This window comes from Streptomyces indicus, assembly GCF_900100315.1.
Taxonomy (GTDB): Bacteria; Actinomycetota; Actinomycetes; order Streptomycetales; family Streptomycetaceae; genus Streptomyces; species Streptomyces indicus.
Window position 1 is genome coordinate 271,927 of record NZ_FNFF01000006.1, and the last position, 17,949, is coordinate 289,875.

Here is a 17,949-nt window from a genome sequence, read left to right on the forward strand (position 1 = left end):
GGCAGGTGCCCGACGGCAGATGCCTGACAGCAGGCGCCCGGCAGCGGGGCGGCCCTCAGCGGCGGGGCGGTTCGGCGAGCCCGTGCCGGTAGGCGTAACGCACCGCCTGCGTACGGTCCTTGAGGCCGGCCTTGGCGAAGAGGTTGTTGATGTGGGTCTTCACGGTGGCGGTCGAGACCTGGAGGGTGCGGGCGATCTCGGTGTTCGTCAGGCCGTCGGCGATGTGGGCGAGCACCTCGGCCTCGCGTGCGGTGAGTCCGTCGGGGAGCTCGGCGGGCGGTCCGCCGGGAGGCCGCGGCGCGGGCTGCGGTTCGGACAGCCGTTCCAAGAGCCGGAGTTGGACCTGCGGTGCGAGCCCTGCGTCACCGGACATCACCGCTTCGACGGCCCGTACGATCTCGTCCGCGCCCGCGTCCTTGGTGAGGTAGCCGCGCGCGCCGGCCTTCAAGGCGGGGAACAGCGAGGCGTCGTCGGCGTAGGTGGTGAGCACCACGACCTGGGTGCCGGGGTGTTCGGAGCGGATACGGCGGGTCGCCTCCACCCCGTCCAAGCGCGGCATCCGCAGGTCCATGAGGACCACGTCCGGGGCGAGTTCGGCGGCCAGGCGCACGGCCTCCTCGCCGTCCGCGGCCGCACCCACGACCTCCATGCCCGGCAGCAGCCCGAGCAGCATCACGATGCCCTCGCGCACCACGGTCTGGTCGTCGGCGACCACGATCCGCACGCTCACCGCTCCCCCTGCCCGGCCGGCACCGGCCCGTCCGTCCGCGCATCCTCAGCACCGCCCTGCGGCCGACCCGCCGCACCGCCCCGCGCCCCGCTCACACCGGCACCCGCAACCGCACCACGAATCCTCCGTCGTCCTCCGGTCCCGCCTCCAAGGAGCCGCCGAGCAGTTCGGCGCGCTCGCGCATCCCGAGCAGACCGTAGCCGCTGCCGCTCGCGGCCAGTTCGCCCTCGGCCCCTACGCCGCCGCTGTCCCGCACTTCGAGCAGCACGTCGCGGTCCGTGCCGCCTGCGCCGCCCTCGTACGAGAAGAGCATCCGCACCGCCGCACCGGGCGCGTGCTTGCGCACGTTGGTCAGCGCCTCCTGCGCGACCCTGCGCACGGTCTGCGAGGTCTCGGCGCTCAACGGGACCGGGGCGCCTGAGATCTCCACCTGGACGCCGTCGAGCGCCCGCAGGAAGTCCTCCACGGGCACGAGGTCGCCGCGCAGCGCGGAGAGCGCCTGCCGGGTCTCGGCGAGCCCTTCGCGGGCCATCCCGCGGGCCGCGACCACCCGCTGGAGCACCTGGTCCTTGGGGGCGTCGCGTTCGACCAGCAGCCGGGCGGCCTCCAGGTGCACGAGCTGCGCGGAGAGACTGTGGGCGAGGACGTCGTGGATCTCGCGGGCGATCCTGGCGCGCTCGGTGAGCGCGGCGGACTCGGCCTCGGCGGCGAGCGCGGCCCGCTCCTGCTCGATCAACTGCCGCTCCCTGCCCCGGCCTTCGGCGTCCAGCCGCAGCACGTACCCGACGAGGCAGAACGTGGCTCCGGTGAGCGCGGTGTCGGCCCAGGAGCCGTCGGCGACGGGGACGAACCCGGCGTACCCGGCGAGCGCCGCCACCAGGCCGGCGAGCAGCGGCAGCCGCTTGAGCGCGAGCACGATCGCGCCGCACCAGACCACCATGCCGACGGTGGTGAGCCCGGCGGCCTGGGCGCCGGCCGCACCGCCGAACAGGGCGGCCAGCAGGGCGAGGGAGGGCACCAGGCGGTGGTCCCGCGTGGTGCGCAGCAACAGCAGCCAGCCGAGCACGCACGCCAGGAGCACGGCCACGTCCGCGGCGCTGCGCCACGTCACCGGGTCCGCTTCGGTGATCACCTTCCACAGCACGAGCCCGGCGAGCGCGGCCCGGCCGGTCCAGAAGAGGGCGGTGCGCTGCCGCCCCGGCCGCTCGCGGGCGAGTGCCTCCCGCGAGGGCCAGCGCAGCCAACCGTTCCGGGTCACATGTGGTCCTTCCACGCGGGCCGCGGGTAGCCGACCACCTCACGGTACGCGCGGGTGCGCCACTGCAGGACGCCCGCGCGCGCAAGCAGCATCGCGGCCAGCCCGAGCATGAGGGCGGCGGAGCCCTGGTGGACGCCGAAGGCCCCGGAGATGCCGTACAGGGCGACCCGTACGACGATCCCGCCCGCCCACACGGCGAGCGTGAGCTTGGTGGCCTTGGTCCGCACGGCACCGTCCTCCGCGCGCCAGACCCGGGTCGTACGGGCGAACAGCGCGCCGGCGGCCAGCGACAGGACCAGTTCCACGGCGAGCAGCGCGGCGGCCGCCGTGGTGTTCCCGTCGCCGAGCAGGTCCGGCTTGCGCGCGGCCACGAAAGCGAGCACCACGGGCACCACCCACCAGCGCCGCTCCTCGGCCAGCTGCCGTGCCTTGAACTGGTGCAGGACGAGGACGGCGACGACCGCGACGATCAGCAGTCCGTTGACGATCTCCGACATGGTTTCCTCCGAGTTTGGCCGGACGGGCTTCCCTACGCCTTCGAAGGTAGGGAAATGCCCAGGTCAGAGGATCGGAGCAGGGGTGGAAACAAGATGGAGAAGCGGCCTCCACCCTGGGGTGGAGGCCGCTCACTGGAGACCGCTCACAGGTGCACGCGTGGCGCCGCGCTCAGGCGCCCGTCCCCGCGCTCAGACACTCACCCGCCGATGGATCAGGTCGCGGTGCAGAGGCATGAGCGCGTCGGGAAGCGCCTCCGGCTCGAACCACCCGGCTTCGAGGATCTCGAAGGAGTCGATCTTCAGGGTGCCGCCGGCGAGCACCGCCTCGTACGCCACTTCGAGCCGCAGCCGGAAGCCGCTGTTCAGCATGACGAGCTGCCCGGGGAGCACGTCGAGGCCGGTCTCCTCCTTGACCTCGCGCACGACGGTGCCCGGGAAGTCCTCACCGCGGGCCGCGTGCCCGGTGGGCAGCCCCCAGCACCGGTCGCGGGGCCACATGCGGTGCCGGAGCAGCAGCACACGGCCCTGCTCGTCGCGCACCACACCGGTGACCCCCACGGTGAACTTCGCGTGCACGAGCCACATGAGCCGCCACTGAAGCGGCCCCCGGAGCAGCCGCCACAGCCGCTCGGCTATCCCGTACATCCCGGTCCCGGTCAGGCGTCGATACGGGACCGGTCGAGGGTGGCCGCCGAGCTGGTGATGAACTCCTTGCGGGGCGCCACGTCGTTGCCCATCAGGAGGTCGAACACCTGCTCCGCGGCCTCCAGCTCGCCGATGTTGATCCGGCGCAGGGTGCGGTGGCGCGGGTCCATCGTGGTCTCCGCCAGCTGGTCCGCGTCCATCTCGCCGAGGCCCTTGTAGCGCTGGATCGAGTCCTTGTAGCGGATGCCCTTGCGCTGGAACTCCAGGATCGTCTGCCGCAGCTCGTTGTCCGAGTACGTGTAGACGTACTTGTCCTGGCCCTTCTTCGGCTGGATCAGCTCGATCCGGTGCAGCGGCGGCACGGCGGCGAAGATCCGGCCCGCCTCGACCATCGGCCGCATGTACCGCTGGAAGAGGGTCAGCAGCAGCGTGCGGATGTGCGCGCCGTCCACATCGGCATCGACGAGCAGGATGATCTTGCCGTAGCGCGCGGCGTCCACGTCGAAGGTCCGTCCGGACCCTGCTCCTATGACCTGGATGATCGCGCCGCACTCGGCGTTCTTCAGCATGTCCGAGACGGACGCCTTCTGAACGTTGAGGATCTTGCCGCGGATCGGCAGGAGCGCCTGGAACTCGGAGTTCCGCGCCAGCTTGGCGGTGCCGAGCGCCGAGTCCCCCTCGACGATGAAGAGCTCGCTGCGCTCCACGTCGTCACTGCGGCAGTCGGCGAGCTTGGCCGGCAGCGAGGAGGACTCGAGCGCGGTCTTACGGCGCTGCGCCTCCTTGTGCTGGCGGGCGGCGATGCGCGTACGGGCGGCGGCCACGGCCTTGTCCATGACGGCGCGGGCCTGGGCCTTGGCGTCGCGCTTGGTGGAGGTCAGGAAGGCCTTGAGCTCCTTGGCCACCACATTGGCCACGATCCGGTTGGCCGCCGAGGTGCCGAGCACCTCCTTGGTCTGGCCCTCGAACTGCGGCTCGGCGAGGCGGACCGTGACGACCGCGGTCAGGCCCTCCAGGGCGTCGTCCTTGACGATGTCGTCCTCGGCCACGCGCAGCAGCTTGGCGGAGCGCAGCACCTCGTTGAGCGTCTTGGTGATCGAGCGCTCGAAGCCGGTGACGTGGGTGCCGCCCTTGGGGGTGGCGATGATGTTGACGAAGGACTTCACCGTCGTGTCGTAGCCCGTGCCCCAGCGCAGCGCGACGTCCACGCCCAGCTCGCGGGTGACCTCGGTCGGCGTCATGTGCCCGACCTCGTCGAGCACCGGCACGGTCTCCTTGAAGGTGCCCGAGCCGGTCAGCCGCAGCACGTCGCAGATCGGCTTGTCCGGCGCGAGGAACTCGCAGAACTCGCTGATGCCGCCGTCGAAGCGGAAGGTCTCCTCGCTCTTGCCCACGCCGTCGAGGTCGCGCTCGTCGCGCACCACGATGGTCAGGCCGGGGACGAGGAAGGCGGTCTGGCGGGCGCGCTGGTGCAGGTTCTCCAGGGAGAGCTTGGCGTCCTTGAGGAAGATCTGGGTGTCCGACCAGTAGCGGATACGGGTGCCGGTACGGCCCTTCGGGACGCGCTTGCCCTTGGTCAGACCGCTGCCAGGGGTGAACTTCGCGTCGGGGCCCTCGCCCGCGAAGGCGCCCGGGACGCCGCGGCGGAAGCTGATCGAGTGCACGGTGGAGCGGTCGACCTCGACGTCGAGCCGCGCCGAGAGGGCGTTCACCACGGAGGCGCCCACGCCGTGCAGACCGCCGGAGGCCGCGTAGGAGCCGCCGCCGAACTTGCCGCCCGCGTGCAGCTTGGTCATGACGACCTCGACACCGGACAGGCCCGTCTTGGGCTCGACGTCGACCGGGATGCCGCGCCCGTTGTCCCGGACCTCCACGGACCCGTCGCCGTGCAGGATCACCTCGATGCGGTCGCAGTGGCCGCCGAGGGCCTCGTCGACCGAGTTGTCGATGATCTCCCAGAGGCAGTGCATCAGGCCGCGGCTGTCGGTGGAGCCGATGTACATGCCGGGGCGCTTGCGGACCGCTTCGAGTCCCTCGAGGACGAGGAGGTGCCGCGCGGTGTAGTTGGATCCGTCCCGGTCTGCTCCGCTCAGCAGCGCTGTGGACGTCACGGACGTTTCGGCGGTCACGCGTTTCGCTCCTCGCTGAATTTCAGTTGGGGCCCCGATGCAAGGGTCCGGCACCAGGTGCCGCGTCAGAGGGTACCGAGGCCTGGTAGAGCCGTTGTCACGCCACCCTCGCCTGACGACAGACTAGTGCAGAGTCGCATACCTGTTCGATCCCTCGAAGGGGTGATGCGGATATCACGTTCCCAACCAGGCATGAACCATTTAGGCTCCGGGCACGTCCTCATGAACAACCCGACCAGCCAGGCCGGGAAGGACCAGGCAGGCCAGCCGAACAACCGACTACAGGACACGACAAGCAACTCGGCAGACAAGCGAACCCGTAAGCCGCAAGCCAGCAATACGGCACCTTCGCCGCCACCCGGTTGCAGCCAACCGCTCCCCGAGAAGTTCGAGAAGAAATTTTCGAGGAAAAGCCCCGAGCGGGAACGTTTTCGGGCTGGTTGGATGTTGACCCTGGTACGACAGCTCGTCGAGCTAGAGAAGAGGCGACGTGACTACTGTTCTGACCCCCGCGACCCCGCTGACGGCCGCTGACCGATGCGACCGCTGCGGCGCCCAGGCCTATCTGCGCGTCGTACTCCTGAGCGGCGGTGAGCTGCTCTTCTGCGCCCACCACGGTCGCAAGTTCGAGCCGGAACTCAAGAAGATCGCCGCTGAGATACAGGATGAGACGGAGCGGCTCACGGCCGTCCCGGCGACGGCGGACAGCGAAGAGCGCTGACGCTCCTGCGCTGACCGCGCAAGGATCCTGCACCGAAGAACGCTGACACCTCGCATCCACGACGAGCCAGCGCCGGCCAGGCCGGTCATGACGACGGGCGGGCAACCCCCACAGGGGTTGCCCGCCCGTCGCCGTATCTCGGGGCGCCTCACCGCGCCCCGGGCCCGCTAGGGGGCCGTGAACCGCGCCACGACCTCGCTGATGCGCGTATAGACGCCGGGGCTGCCCGCCTGTCCGCAGCCGCTCCCCCAGGACACCAGTCCGATGAGCCGGCCGCGGGCCACGAGCGGACCGCCGCTGTCCCCCTGGCAGGCGTCTCTGCCGCCCTCCATCTCGCCCGCGCAGAGCATCACGCCGCGCAGATACGTCCCGTCCGCGTTTCCGGGATACGCCGCCTCGCAGGCCGCGTCGGACAGGACCCGCACCCGGGCCGCCCGCAGCGAGCGCGCGTAGTCGCCCTGGCCCGTGGTGTCGCCCCAGCCGTAGACCCGGGCCGCCGTGCCCGCGTCGTACGCGCGGTCGCCCGCCGGGGCCATCGGGATCACATGGTCGGCGGGCAGCGGTTTGTCGAGCGTGAGGATCGCGAGGTCGCCCGCGTTGGTGAAGGAGTCGTACTCCTCGTTCACCCAGACGTCGCGCACCGCCACCTCGCGGCCGCCGGCCGCCTTGAGGTCGTTGCGCCCGGCGATGACGTGCAGGTCGTCGACCGTCTCCAGCGGGGCGCCGAGCACCTCCATGCTGAGACAGTGCGCGGCCGTGAGCACGATGGTCGGCGCGACCACGGCACCCCCGCAGAACTGACCCGCACGCGTACCCCCGAACCGGTCACGGCTGGCCAGCGCCACCGCCCAGGGACTGTCCGACACCTGGACGGGACTGCCGCCGATCACGACACCGTCGGCGGCCGCCGGCGAGGGTACGGCCAGCGGCGCGGCCACGGCCGCGGCGATCAGGACGGCAGCGGCCCGCAGCCGCCTGTTCAGGGGTCGACGCATGCGCGCTCCTTGACTCTGCGTGGTCACGGGTACGCACAGCGTCAGACAGTACGACGAACGCCGCGACCCGGACGATCAAGGAACCGGCCTGGGCCCGGACATGCGACGAGCCCGGCAGCCCCCGCTGGGCGGGAGTACCGGGCTCGTGGCCGTACTGCCGTGAAACGACCTGGCCGGGCGGCCTAGTCGAGGTAGTCGCGCAGGACCTGCGAACGCGACGGGTGGCGCAGCTTCGACATGGTCTTCGACTCGATCTGGCGGATGCGCTCACGCGTCACGCCGTAGACCTTGCCGATCTCGTCGAGGGTCTTCGGCTGACCGTCGGTGAGACCGAAGCGCATCGAGACCACGCCGGCCTCGCGCTCGGAGAGCGTGTCGAGGACGGAGTGCAGCTGCTCCTGGAGGAGCGTGAAGGAGACCGCGTCGGCCGGGACGACCGCCTCGGAGTCCTCGATGAGGTCACCGAACTCGCTGTCGCCGTCCTCGCCGAGCGGCGTGTGCAGCGAGATGGGCTCGCGACCGTACTTCTGGACCTCGATGACCTTCTCGGGGGTCATGTCGAGCTCCTTGGCCAGCTCCTCCGGGGTGGGCTCGCGGCCCAGGTCCTGGAGCATCTGGCGCTGGACGCGCGCGAGCTTGTTGATGACCTCGACCATGTGCACCGGGATACGGATGGTGCGGGCCTGGTCGGCCATGGCGCGGGTGATCGCCTGACGGATCCACCAGGTGGCGTACGTGGAGAACTTGTAGCCCTTGGTGTAGTCGAACTTCTCGACCGCGCGGATCAGACCGAGGTTGCCTTCCTGGATCAGGTCCAGGAAGAGCATGCCGCGGCCGGTGTAGCGCTTGGCGAGCGAGACGACGAGTCGGAGGTTGGCCTCGAGCAGGTGGTTCTTGGCACGGCGGCCGTCCTCGGCGATGATCTCCAGCTCGCGCTTGAGCTTCGGCGCGAGCTTGTCCGCGTTGGCGAGCTTGTCCTCGGCGAACAGGCCGGCCTCGATGCGCTTGGCGAGCTCGACCTCCTGCTCGGCGTTGAGCAGCGGGACCTTGCCGATCTGCTTGAGGTAGTCCTTGACCGGGTCGGCGGTGGCGCCGGCGACGGCGACCTGCTGGGCCGGTGCGTCGTCCTCGTCCTCGTCGGACAGGACGAAGCCCTTGGCCTCGCCGTCGGCCTCCTCGTCCTCGCCCTTGCCGGCGGTCGGCTCCTCGATCGGCTCGTCGCCGTCGAGCAGCTCGTCGTCCTTCTTCGCCGCGGTCTTCTTGGCGGTGGTCTTCTTGGCCGCCGTCTTCTTCGCGGCGGTCTTCTTCGCGGCCGTCTTCTTGGCGGCGGCCTTCTTGGCAGGGGCCGACGCCGTCTCGTCCTCGACGGAGGCCTCGACCTCGGCGGCCGGGGCCGCGGTCGCGGCGGCCGTGGTCTTCTTCACCGGGGCCTTGGCGGCGACGGTCTTGGTGGCGGTGCGCTTGGCCGGACTCTTCGCTGCGACGCTCTTGCGGGTGCGCTTCGGCGACTCCGCGGCACTGACCATCAGCGTCACACCCTCTTCCTCGAGGATCTGGTTGAGGCTGCGCAGAACGTTCTTCCACTGAGTGGCCGGAATCTGGTCAGCTTCGAAGGCCCGACGCACGTCGTCGCCGGCGATCTGCCCCTCAGCCTTTCCCCGCTCGATGAGCGCCATCACAGATGCGGACTCGGCGATCTCCGGCGGGAGCGTACGGGATGTGCTGGCCGACACGAACAACCTCTCGGAACGATGGAAACGGCTTCCGGCCCCGTCCACGGTGGAAGCGGAGCCGACGTCCGCCGGCTGGGGATTGGCCGACGGCGGGGCGGGCGATCCGCGGAGCTCACACAGCGCCGGAACCGGCTGCTGTATTCCCTCCTCGGCAGTCACCTCTTAGGTCATCGCGCTGCCACGAGGAGCGTTACGCCCAATCTTCGTGGCCCGAGTCACACCGCGTAACTACTGATAACGCTTAGAAGCGGACATAGGCCCACACAAACCAGTCGCCGGGCCCGGTGCGAACCGGCCCGGGCCCGACGACTGCACGAGGAAACAGCCGCAAGAAAGCAGCGCTACGGATCAGTGCTCGCGCGGTGCGGGCACCACGCGCTCCACGTCCGGGTGCACGGTGAGCAGCTGCCGCATCGCGTTCTCGGCGGCGGTTCCGTCGCCGGCCGCGAGGGCGTCGGCGATCCGGCCGTGGTGCGCGAGCGAGGCCTCGGAGGGGCGGTCGCACCCGGTGACCGGTCCGCCGGAGACCTGGAGGGCGGCCGACACGATGCCGGACAGGTGCTCGAGCATGCGGTTGCCCGCGAGCTGGATGAGCAGCGAATGGAACTCGGCGTCGGCGCGCGAGAACGTCAGCGCGTCGCCCTGGCCGAGCGCGTGGCCCATGATCTCCACCATGTCGGCGAGGCGCTGCTGCACCTCGTCGCGGCCGTGGCCCGCGGCGAGGCGGGCGGCGAGCGGCTCGATCGTCCAGCGCAGCTCGGTCAGCTCGCGGCGCTGGTCGTCGCGCTGCGGGCCGAAGGCGCGCCACTCGATGATGTCCGGGTCGAGCAGGTTCCAGTCGCTGACCGGCCGCACGCGCGTGCCGACGTTGGGGCGGGCGCTGACGAGGCCCTTGGCCTCGAGGACGCGCAGGGATTCGCGGACGACGGTGCGGGACACCTCGAAGCGCTGGCCGATCTCCTCGGGGACCAGGGGGCGGTCCGCGCCGAGGTCGCCGGAGACGATCATCTGGCCGAGCTGCTGGACGAGTTGGCCGTGCAGGCCGCGTCCGCGGCTGCCGGCGGCGCGGCGGCCGACGCGTCCGAGCTCCTGCTCGTGGCCCTCCCAGGCCGGTGCGGGGACGCGGTCGACGCCGGGGGTCTCCGCGTACGGGTAGCGGTCGAGTTCGCCCGGTCCTGCGAGGCCTGAGTCGGCGGAGCGGGCGGCGGTCATCATGGTGTGCGCAAGGGTACTCACGGATCCTTTGTCGGCGCGGTCCCCAACCCCCTTGAGGTCTTTGGTGAAAAGCACACGAAAGGGTGATCGCTTACGGTGCCGCAATTGACGCCTTATCGTAAAGAAAGCGGCATTACCTGGGTGTTGTAGGTCGATCGGGCTGAAAGACCGTTCTGTTCTGCTACTGGAGGCGGCAGTTCGGTGGGGTGGGGTGGGGTCCGGCACGGTCGGAGCCGCGTACTGCCGGAGCCGCGTACTAACTGCCGCGTACGCGGCTGCGCATCGACGTGAGCAAGTAGGCCGCCATGAGCGCGATCAGGCTCAACGCCAGCGTGAACGCGATGGGTTGGGCGAGCATGCGCACCGCGCCCGCGACATAGCGCTCGGTGCCGGCCGGCCACTGGACCAGGGCGAGATCGCGCAGCCGGCCGGCCAGACCTGCGGTGGTGCGCACGGCGGGGCCCTCCAGGGCCTTCTGCACGAGGGGCACGCACACCACCGGTACGGCGACCAGGGCCGCGAGGCCGGCGGCGGTGGAGCGGAAGACGCCCGCGGCGAGCAGTCCGGCCCAGGAGCAGCCGGTGACCAGGCAGACCCAACTCGCTGTCACGGAAGGCCAGTCGGCGGGCAGGCGGGTCACTTCCTCGCCGTAGACGACGTGCAGGAGCGCGGCGTCGGAGGCCAGCACGAGGGCCGCGACGAGCAGGGCGGTCGCGGCGCTGACGACGAGCTTGGCGAGGAGCAGGCCGAGACGGCGCGGCACGGTGCCGCGGTCGGCGGCGAGCGCCGGGTGCTTGAACTCGTCGCCGAACGACAGCGCACCGAGCAGGCCCGCGCCCAGGGCGGCGGGAGGCAGCGGGAGTTCGTACGGCCAGGCGGCCAGCAGGCGCGGCAGCGGGGTGTGACCGCTGCGGGCCAGAAGCAGGGAGAGCAGCGCGGAGACCGCAAGCACCAGCGCCACGGTGAGGTAGCCGGTGGGGATGCCGCAGGCGCGGCGGAGTTCGTACCGCAGCGGCCGGAGGGGGGCACGGCCGGGGTGGACGGTGATGGGGGGCGGGAGCGGGTGCAGGGGCGGTGAAGTAGCCTTCTGGGGTGCGGTGTTGACGCCGGTGGCGTCGGCGGGGGCCGTCTTGTCGGGGCGGCGTTCGTCGGCGGGTTTCGCGTCGGTGGGGTACGCGTCGGTGCCGTGTGCCGCGGCTCGGTCGGTCGAGTGGAGGGCGGGGCCTTCGGGAGTACGGGCCGTGGTGCCGTGGGCAGAGGCGCCACGTGCCGCGGGGGGTACGGGGTCGGTCTCTGCGGCGAGGGCGGCTCCGGCGGGGCGCTCTGCGCCGGCGGGCTGCTGCTGCTCCCTGGCGGGCGGTTCCGCGGCCAGGGGCGGCTGCCGGTCGGCGGTGTGCGGCGGGGCGGCGGTGTGCGGCGGGGCGGGCGGGCCCGAGTCGCCCATTTCGTCGGCGAGTTGGTGGAGCAGGACGCCGTGCTTGTACGCGGTCTCGCCCACGGCGGCCGTGGTGCTGCCGTAGACGGAGAGGCGGTTGCCGTCCTCGCGGACGATCTCCACGGAACGCCGTGCGACCCGCGCCTCCTTGGTGAGGAGCGCCCGGAGGCGGGCGGCGTGCGGGGAACGGACGGCCACGCGGGGGCGCAGACGCGTGCGGGCGAACTCGGCCGCGTCCTGGTCGGCGACGACACAGCCCTGTTCGAGTGTGACGACGCGGTCGGCCGCGCGCGCCGCCTCCTTGGGGTCCGACGTGGTGAACAGGACCGTGCCGCCCTGTTCCGCGTGCGCGCGCAGCATCGCGTGCAGCCAGGCGGCCTCGCGGGCGGAGAGCGACTCGGCAGGGGCGTTCAGGACGAGGGTGTGCGGGTCGGCGAGCAGGGCGCAGGCGAGGCCGAGCCGGCGGTCCATGCCGCGCGAGAGCGTGCCGAGGCGTTCTTCGCGCAGGCTCACCAGGCCGACCACTTCGAGGACTTCGTCCGCGCGCGTGACGGGGACGCCGGCGGCGGCGCACAGCATCCGGAGCTGTCCGCGGACCGTTCGCGCCGGGTGGCCGGGGACATCACCGAGCAGGACGCCGACCTCGCGCGAAGGGTGCGCGATGCGGCTGAGCGGGCGGCCGCGGAAGTACGTGACGCCGCGCCCGGGCCGGAGTTGGAGCATCAGCCGGAGCACTTCGGTGGTCTCGGCGGGCACGGCGCCGAGCAGCGCCGTGACCCGGCCGGAGCGCGCCTCGAACGACACGTCGTCGATCGTGGGCGGCAGACCCTTCTTCGCGTTGCTGGTCAGTCCGGTGGCCTGGATCATCGCTTCTCTCGCGCGCGGGGGCGGGGGGCGGTCGTGGCCCTGGGTACCTTCAGCACGATATCGGGATAATTGGCCGTTTTTGGGCAGGGTTGGGGAGCGGTGTCGGCTCAGTTCGGTCGCGCGTACGGCTCGTATCGCTCGCGTGTACGGGCGGGCGGATACGGGGAGAGAAGCGTCCGGTCGGACTGGGGGGCCGGGCGGGCGAGTTGAGGAGCGTCGCATACGCGGCCGAGGTGGGCCGGACGTCGGGCGCGCGGGGCGGCGCACGGGGCTGCGATGCGCGTCGCCACGGGCGAGCAGCGGGTCGGCCCGGCTGCGGCCCGGCTGGGTTGACGGGTCGGTGGGGCGGAAGGCCGGGTGGGGCGGACGGCTCGATGGGGCGGTGGGCTCGGCGAGTCGACAGGGTCGTGGGTCGGTGGGGTCGTGGGTCGGTGAGGTCGTGGGCCGGTGGTCAGACCTCGGGGCGCAGCATGGGCGGGTTGAGGAGCGTGGCCCCGCCCGCGCGGAAGAGCTGGGCCGGGCGGCCGCCCTGGCGCGTGGTGGTGCCGCCCGTGGGGACCAGGAAGCCGGGGGTGCCGGTGACCTTGCGGTGGAAGTTGCGCGGGTCGAGCGCCACGCCCCAGACCGCCTCATAGACCCGGCGCAGCTCCCCGACGGTGAACTCCGGCGTACAGAACGCCGTGGCCAGCGAGGAGTACTCGATCTTCGAGCGGGCCCGCTCCACCCCGTCCTCGAGGATCTTCGAGTGGTCGAAGGCGAGGGCGCCCTGGTCGCCGTCCTTGCCGAGGAAGGTCTCGACGGGCGACCAGCGTGCGCTGTTGGCGTCGCCGCCCGCCCGCGGGGCCGGCAGGTCGGGGGCGAGCGCGAGGTGGGCCACGCTGACCACCCGCATGCGGGGGTCGCGCTGCGGGTCTCCGTAGGTGGCGAGCTGCTCGAGGTGCGCGCCGTTGCCCTGCGCCTCGGAAGCCGCGGGATCGTGGACGCACAGCCCGGTCTCCTCGACGAGCTCGCGGGCCGCGGCGGCCGCGAGATCCTCGTCCGCCTTCACGAATCCGCCGGGCAGCGCCCACCGCCCCTGGAAGGGCGGCTCCCCGCGGCGCACCGTCAGCGCGCACAGCGAGTGGCGACGCACGGTCAGCACGACCAGGTCGACGGTGACGGCGAAGGACGGGTAGGCCGACGGGTCGTAGGGCGACATGCCGCGATCATAGTCGTCTGGCTGACGATAAACAGCTGGTTCAGCTGCGCCTCCTTCGGAGATGCGGCGGTGGTCGAGGGCGGGACCGGAGGCCACCTCCTCAGCGTTGAGCTGTCGCAGGCAGCGGCGCGAGGGGCGGGCAGCCCGGCTCGGGGCGCAGCGCGGCTCGGGGCGCAGCGCGGCTCGGGACGGGCAGCGCGGCCGGGCGGTGCAGCGCGGGTGGCCCAGTCCGTGCCCTGCCGCGCCGTCCCGTACAGCGCAGGCCCTTGGCGGGCGGGGGCCCTCTCCGTGCCGTGCAGCGCAGACCCGAGGCAGAACGGGCTCTCGCCCCCTCCCGGTCCTCACCCCTCCCCGTCCTCACCCCCTCCCGGTCCTCACCCCTCCCCGTCCTCACCCCCTCCCGGTCCTCACCCCCAGCTGCAGTCCCTCCCCCGCCTCCTCGATCATGGCGAGGCCGAGGCGGCTGATGCGTACGGCGAACGGGGACTCGGCGACGCGCAGGCCCGTCAGGCTCAGCTCGCCCAACGGTGCGCTGCCCATCGGGACGAGCGAGACCGTGCCGGCCACGGCGTCGGGGCGGATGCCCACCTGGGTGAGAATCACGTGGATGACCGCCGTCGCGGATGCCGCCGCGGGGCGGCAGGCGGCCGGGTGCGGCAGGGGTGCGCCGCCCGCCACCCGCTGCTCACCGGCGTACATCTCGGGGAGGCGGCCGCCGAAGTGCTCGGCCGCGGCGAGTACGCCGGCCATGAGCGCCCCGGCCTCCTTCTCGAAGCCGGCCGCGGCGAGTCCGGCGACGGCCACCGCCGAATCATGGACGCGGACGGCACCGCCCCGGTGTCCGAAGGGGTTGTGGCCCGCCTCCTTCACCCCGAGGCTGCGCAGCCCCCACCCCGAGTCGAGTGCGGGTGAGCCGAAGAGTCGGGCCAGCTGCTCGGTGCGGACCGGGTCAAGCAGCCCGGGAGCCATTGCGCCGCCTCCGAGCAGACCCGTGTCGAGGAGGTGCGCGGCCGCGCTCCCGAGGTGCGGGACGAGCCGTCCGTCCGCGGTGCGGGCGGCCGCGGGACGGCCCCCGCCGCGGTCCTCGATCCAGAACTCGCGCCGGAACGCCGCTCTCAACTCCCCCGCCCAGTCCCGCCATTGCGGCGCACCGGGCCGCCCGTACAGCTCGAGCAGGTCCGCCCCGAGCAGCGCCGCGCGATGCGCGTGGGCCTGGGTCTCGCAGCGCAGCAGGCCTCCCGGGGCGGGGTCGGCGAGATAGCCGCCGCCTCCGACGGCCGAGCGCAGCCAGCGCAGACAGCGCTCCGCGGTGGGCAGCAGGTCGCGCGCCTCCTGGTCCGGCAGACCCCAGCGCCGCGCCTCGGCGAGCAGGACGGGGAAGAGCAGGGTGGCTTCCACGCCCGTGCTGCTCGGCGGCAGGTGCGGTCCCGCGTCCCGCAGCGGACCGGGGATCAGGCCGGCGTCCGGTCCGTCGCCGCCCAGCTGGGTGCGGGCGAGGGTGCGCAGGGTGCCGGCGGCCAGCCGCGTGCCCAGCGGGAGGGTCATGCGGGCCACCGCCAGCGCCTCGGCCGGCGCGAGTCCGCAGCGCCAAGGGGCGCCGGCCGCGGGATGGAGGTCGGCCGGGTGGGCGGGGTCGCGCAGGAGCAGCGCCTGGAGATCGTCGAGGGAGGTGCTCAGGAGGCCGGGCACGCGCGGGTCGTCGCCCTCGGCGCGAACCGGTGGGAACGGGGCGTGCGCGCCCCTGCCCGCAGGCCTGAGCGGGCTCGCGCCGTCCTGGCGTACGGACAGCTCGATGCTGTGGCTGCCGCCCGCGGGCAGCTCGACGTCCCAGCGCAGCAGCCCGGCGGAGGCCAGCGCGTCCTGCGGCGGCGGGTCGGCCGCGACCACGGTGTGCTGCCCGGTATCCGATGACCAGCGCAGGCCCGAGTCGTAGACGCTCGCGGGCAGTTCGGGCCCGGGCGCCCCCGAGGCGACGGCTCCGAGCTCGGCGAGGTCGGTGGCGAGCGACACCTCGACGGGAAGCCGCAGGGGTCGCGTGGCCGCGCTGTGCAGGGTGATCCGCTCGGTGCCGCCGGCGTCGCGGATGCGCTCCACGGTGACGACCGGGTCGGGGTTCGACGGGTCGACATGACGCACCACGGCGACGAAGCGGGCACGGCCGGACGCGATCAACCGGCCCTGGACCGCGAGCGGTTCCCGGCCCGCGACCCGTACGTGACAGCGGGACAGGAGCCTTCGGCCGGCCTGGTAGATGCCCTCGAGGCCGTGACCGGTCAGCTGTCCGTGCTCCGCCGAGATGGCCAAGCCGGGCAGGGCGACGCAGATCAACGAGGCGTGCACGGGCGGAAGTTGCCGTACGGCGCGTCCGGCGGGCTGCGCGGTGGCTTCTCCGCCCGACGGGCGCGGCAGCGGATGCGGGCGGCGGGAGGCGGCGGCGACGTGCTCCGCCCGTGTCGTGGCAGACGGCACGGATGAGGACATGACGGCCCTTCTTCCTCGCTTGCTCCGGTCCGGCGCGGCACGGGGCACGGTGGCGGCACCGGGCGGTGCCTGCCGCGGCAGCGGCGGCGCACCCCGGAACCGGCGTGCCCGGCAAGGCCGTTGACCCGCGGCCGAGGGGACGCCGGCGGACGAACGACCCCCGCCACTCAGGTGAACGGGCCCGCGGCGGCCCGGGTCACGGCCGGTCCGCCCGGTAACGGAGCCGATCCGGGGCGCCGGGGCACCCGGGTGGCGCCTGGCGGAGCACGGGACGGGGGACGCGAGGGGCTGCGGCAGGCCCGCCCCGCGCAGCCGTACCGTCGCGAACCCGCCGGTCACGCTTCGCCTCCTGCCCCGCGCTCCCCCACCTCGGGGGCCTCCCCGGGCGACCGCCTGCGCTGGCGCGGGACGGCCTTCGCGGGCCGGGGCTTCGGCCGGCCGTCATCGCCCGCCCGGCCCGTCGGCCGACCACCTCGCGGTCCGGGCCGCCCGACGGCCCACGCACCCGTACCCCGACCGCTCACCGCTGAAGGGCTGCTCCCGCTCGCCGCGTCGGTGACCGGCCCCACCGCCTCCTCTCCTGGCTGGGCCGCGCCGGGCGCCGGCTCACCCGGTTCAGACCGGTCGACCGCCGACTCAGCCCTGCGCTCGCCCTCGGCCGCCGGTCCGGCCCCCACGCCCTCCCCGACGTCCCGCAACGCGAACAACTCCCCCTGCACCGCGTCCGTGCCGCCGTCGGGCACGTCCACCGGCGGCCACACACGCGCCGGAAGCCGCAGGGCCGGATACTCCGCGACGCCGCTGCGCAGCGCTTCCCGCATCCGCTCCAGCGCCATGCCGGACCCCGCCGCCTGGTAGAGCATCTCGGCCAGGACGCAGTCCGGGTCGACGGTCAGCGCCATCTCCAGGGAGAGCCGCGCCTCCGTCACATCCCCCAGTGACCAGGCGGCCCAGCCCGCCAGGGTGCGGACCGCACCGCCGTACGGCCTGTAGACCCCGGCACAGCGCCGGGCCAGGGCGCGCCAGAGGCGGAGGGCCGCGGCGGCCTGCGAGCCCTCCATCCAGAGCGTGGCCCGGTCGCGGGTCTGGAGGTCCTGAAGGCCGACGAGGACGCGGGCCGCCTCGGCGTCCGTGAGCAGGCGGTCGTCCCACTCGTCCGCGCTCCGTGCGCGCGCCGCCGGCGGCGGGTTCTCCCGCAGGCGCGCGACAAGGTCGCCGATGGTCACGAGGGTGTCGGCCGCGAGGCCCAGCCTCCGCTCCTCGTCCAGGAGCCGGGGCAGGGCCTCGGCCACGGCGTCGTCGATCGCCTCCTCCTGGGCGGCGGCCGAAGCGCCCGCCGGAGGGGTCAGGCGCGCCTCCATCTCCTGCTGTGTGCCCCGGACTTGGATCCCCGCGAAGGTGGCCGACGCCGCCATGACCGAGGTGCCGGGCATCAGCATGGGCCGTCCGTCCGGCGGGCAGCAGGCCTCTCCGGCTCCCGTGCACACGTAGGACCAGAAGCGGCCGCCGGAGAGGCAGAGCGCTTCCAGGACGCGCAGCCCCAGGTCGCGGCAGGAGGCCAGCAGGGCGTCGGCCAGCGGGCGCAGGCCTTCCATGACCTGGCGTCCGCTGTCGCCCGGGCCGGGTTCGCGGCACAGATATGCCACGACCCCGTCGGGCGGCGTACCGCCCGTGCGCCGCTCCACCTCCTGGACGAGGCAGCGGGGCAGCTCGCGCCCGATGAACTCCCAGTCCTCCTCCGCTTCGGGGATGCCGAGCCGCACCCGGCCCGCGAAGAGTCCGCGGTCCCCCTGGAGGGCCACGAGGACCAGGCTGTCGGAGGGGTGGAAACCCATGAAGTACGGGAGGGCATCTGCCAGTTCGTCCGGGCTGCGCAGAGTGACGGAGGGCATCGGAATGTGACCGGCTGCAGCTGATTCGTTGCGTTGCGTCATGCGACGAGAGTGCACCGGATCAACCGATTCCGGTTTTCCCTGTGGATAACTCCGGTTAGGAGCATGTCAATTGCCGAGCCGAGCGCCGGCCGACTGCGGCCCGATGGCCTG

General features: G+C 72.9%; 13 protein-coding genes. 1 reads left to right on the top strand and 12 read right to left on the bottom strand.

Annotation, left to right across the window (positions count from 1 at the left end):
- Positions 1-55 precede the first annotated feature (55 nt).
- The 5 genes from BLT97_RS17910 to BLT97_RS17930 form a co-directional block, all read right to left on the bottom strand.
- Complete coding sequence (locus tag BLT97_RS17910) at positions 56-730, bottom strand: response regulator transcription factor (RefSeq protein WP_281251134.1); 675 nt, start codon at positions 728-730, stop codon at positions 56-58.
- Between the two features lie 91 nt (positions 731-821).
- Complete coding sequence (locus BLT97_RS17915; RefSeq protein ID WP_093611332.1) at positions 822-1,988, bottom strand: sensor histidine kinase; 1,167 nt, start codon at positions 1,986-1,988, stop codon at positions 822-824.
- The gene (locus BLT97_RS17920) at positions 1,985-2,485 is read right to left on the bottom strand and encodes a DUF1453 family protein (protein WP_093611334.1); all 501 of its coding nucleotides are present in this window, start codon (positions 2,483-2,485) and stop codon (positions 1,985-1,987) included. Before BLT97_RS17920 ends, BLT97_RS17915 begins: the two co-directional genes overlap by 4 nt.
- 189 nt (positions 2,486-2,674) lie before the next feature.
- The gene (locus BLT97_RS17925; protein ID WP_176953807.1) at positions 2,675-3,130 is read right to left on the bottom strand and encodes an NUDIX hydrolase; all 456 of its coding nucleotides are present in this window, start codon (positions 3,128-3,130) and stop codon (positions 2,675-2,677) included.
- 11 nt (positions 3,131-3,141) lie between these two features.
- Positions 3,142-5,259 (bottom strand): DNA gyrase/topoisomerase IV subunit B, encoded by a 2,118-nt coding sequence (locus BLT97_RS17930; RefSeq protein ID WP_093611336.1) that lies wholly within the window; start codon positions 5,257-5,259, stop codon positions 3,142-3,144.
- A gap of 490 nt (positions 5,260-5,749) precedes the next feature.
- On the opposite strand from BLT97_RS17930, the gene BLT97_RS17935 reads away from it, so the two are divergent.
- On the top strand, positions 5,750-5,980 hold the full coding sequence (locus BLT97_RS17935) for a DUF7455 domain-containing protein (protein ID WP_093611338.1): 231 nt from the start codon (positions 5,750-5,752) through the stop codon (positions 5,978-5,980).
- 167 nt (positions 5,981-6,147) lie between these two features.
- Here the strand turns inward: BLT97_RS17935 and BLT97_RS17940 are convergent, their stop codons facing one another.
- The 7 genes from BLT97_RS17940 to BLT97_RS17970 all read right to left on the bottom strand — a co-directional run bounded on the left by BLT97_RS17940 (position 6,148) and on the right by BLT97_RS17970 (position 17,838).
- Positions 6,148-6,975 carry a S1 family peptidase gene (locus tag BLT97_RS17940; RefSeq protein ID WP_093611340.1) on the bottom strand — a complete coding sequence of 276 codons (828 nt, stop codon included), beginning with the start codon at positions 6,973-6,975 and terminating at the stop codon, positions 6,148-6,150.
- 182 nt (positions 6,976-7,157) lie between these two features.
- Positions 7,158-8,708, bottom strand: a complete 1,551-nt coding sequence (locus BLT97_RS17945; protein WP_093611528.1) for an RNA polymerase sigma factor — start codon at positions 8,706-8,708, stop codon at positions 7,158-7,160.
- Between the two features lie 348 nt (positions 8,709-9,056).
- Positions 9,057-9,944: a FadR/GntR family transcriptional regulator gene (locus BLT97_RS17950; RefSeq protein WP_093611342.1), complete on the bottom strand. Its 888-nt coding sequence runs from the start codon at positions 9,942-9,944 to the stop codon at positions 9,057-9,059.
- A 235-nt stretch (positions 9,945-10,179) separates the two neighbouring features.
- The gene (locus BLT97_RS17955) at positions 10,180-12,225 is read right to left on the bottom strand and encodes an ATP-binding cassette domain-containing protein (protein WP_093611344.1); all 2,046 of its coding nucleotides are present in this window, start codon (positions 12,223-12,225) and stop codon (positions 10,180-10,182) included.
- A 451-nt stretch (positions 12,226-12,676) separates the two neighbouring features.
- On the bottom strand, positions 12,677-13,423 hold the full coding sequence (locus BLT97_RS17960; protein ID WP_093611346.1) for an NUDIX hydrolase: 747 nt from the start codon (positions 13,421-13,423) through the stop codon (positions 12,677-12,679).
- 390 nt (positions 13,424-13,813) lie between these two features.
- Positions 13,814-15,904, bottom strand: coding sequence for a glycogen debranching N-terminal domain-containing protein (locus tag BLT97_RS17965; RefSeq protein WP_093611348.1), 2,091 nt, complete (start codon positions 15,902-15,904; stop codon positions 13,814-13,816).
- 335 nt (positions 15,905-16,239) lie between these two features.
- Entirely contained in the window at positions 16,240-17,838 is a 1,599-nt protein-coding gene (locus tag BLT97_RS17970) for a DUF4192 domain-containing protein (protein WP_093611350.1), read from the bottom strand.
- Between the last annotated feature and the right edge of the window lie 111 nt (positions 17,839-17,949).

Excerpts from the sequence above, each read along its gene's own strand:
- BLT97_RS17920 (WP_093611334.1), bottom strand. The coding sequence starts at position 2,485 with ATGTCGGAGATCGTCAACGGACTGCTGATCGTCGCGGTCGTCGCCGTC.
- BLT97_RS17925 (WP_176953807.1), bottom strand. The coding sequence starts at position 3,130 with ATGTACGGGATAGCCGAGCGGCTGTGGCGGCTGCTCCGGGGGCCGCTT.
- BLT97_RS17940 (WP_093611340.1), bottom strand. The coding sequence starts at position 6,975 with ATGCGTCGACCCCTGAACAGGCGGCTGCGGGCCGCTGCCGTCCTGATC.
- BLT97_RS17955 (WP_093611344.1), bottom strand. The coding sequence starts at position 12,225 with ATGATCCAGGCCACCGGACTGACCAGCAACGCGAAGAAGGGTCTGCCG.
- BLT97_RS17960 (WP_093611346.1), bottom strand. The coding sequence starts at position 13,423 with ATGTCGCCCTACGACCCGTCGGCCTACCCGTCCTTCGCCGTCACCGTC.
- BLT97_RS17965 (WP_093611348.1), bottom strand. The coding sequence starts at position 15,904 with ATGTCCTCATCCGTGCCGTCTGCCACGACACGGGCGGAGCACGTCGCC.
- BLT97_RS17970 (WP_093611350.1), bottom strand. The coding sequence starts at position 17,838 with ATGACGCAACGCAACGAATCAGCTGCAGCCGGTCACATTCCGATGCCC.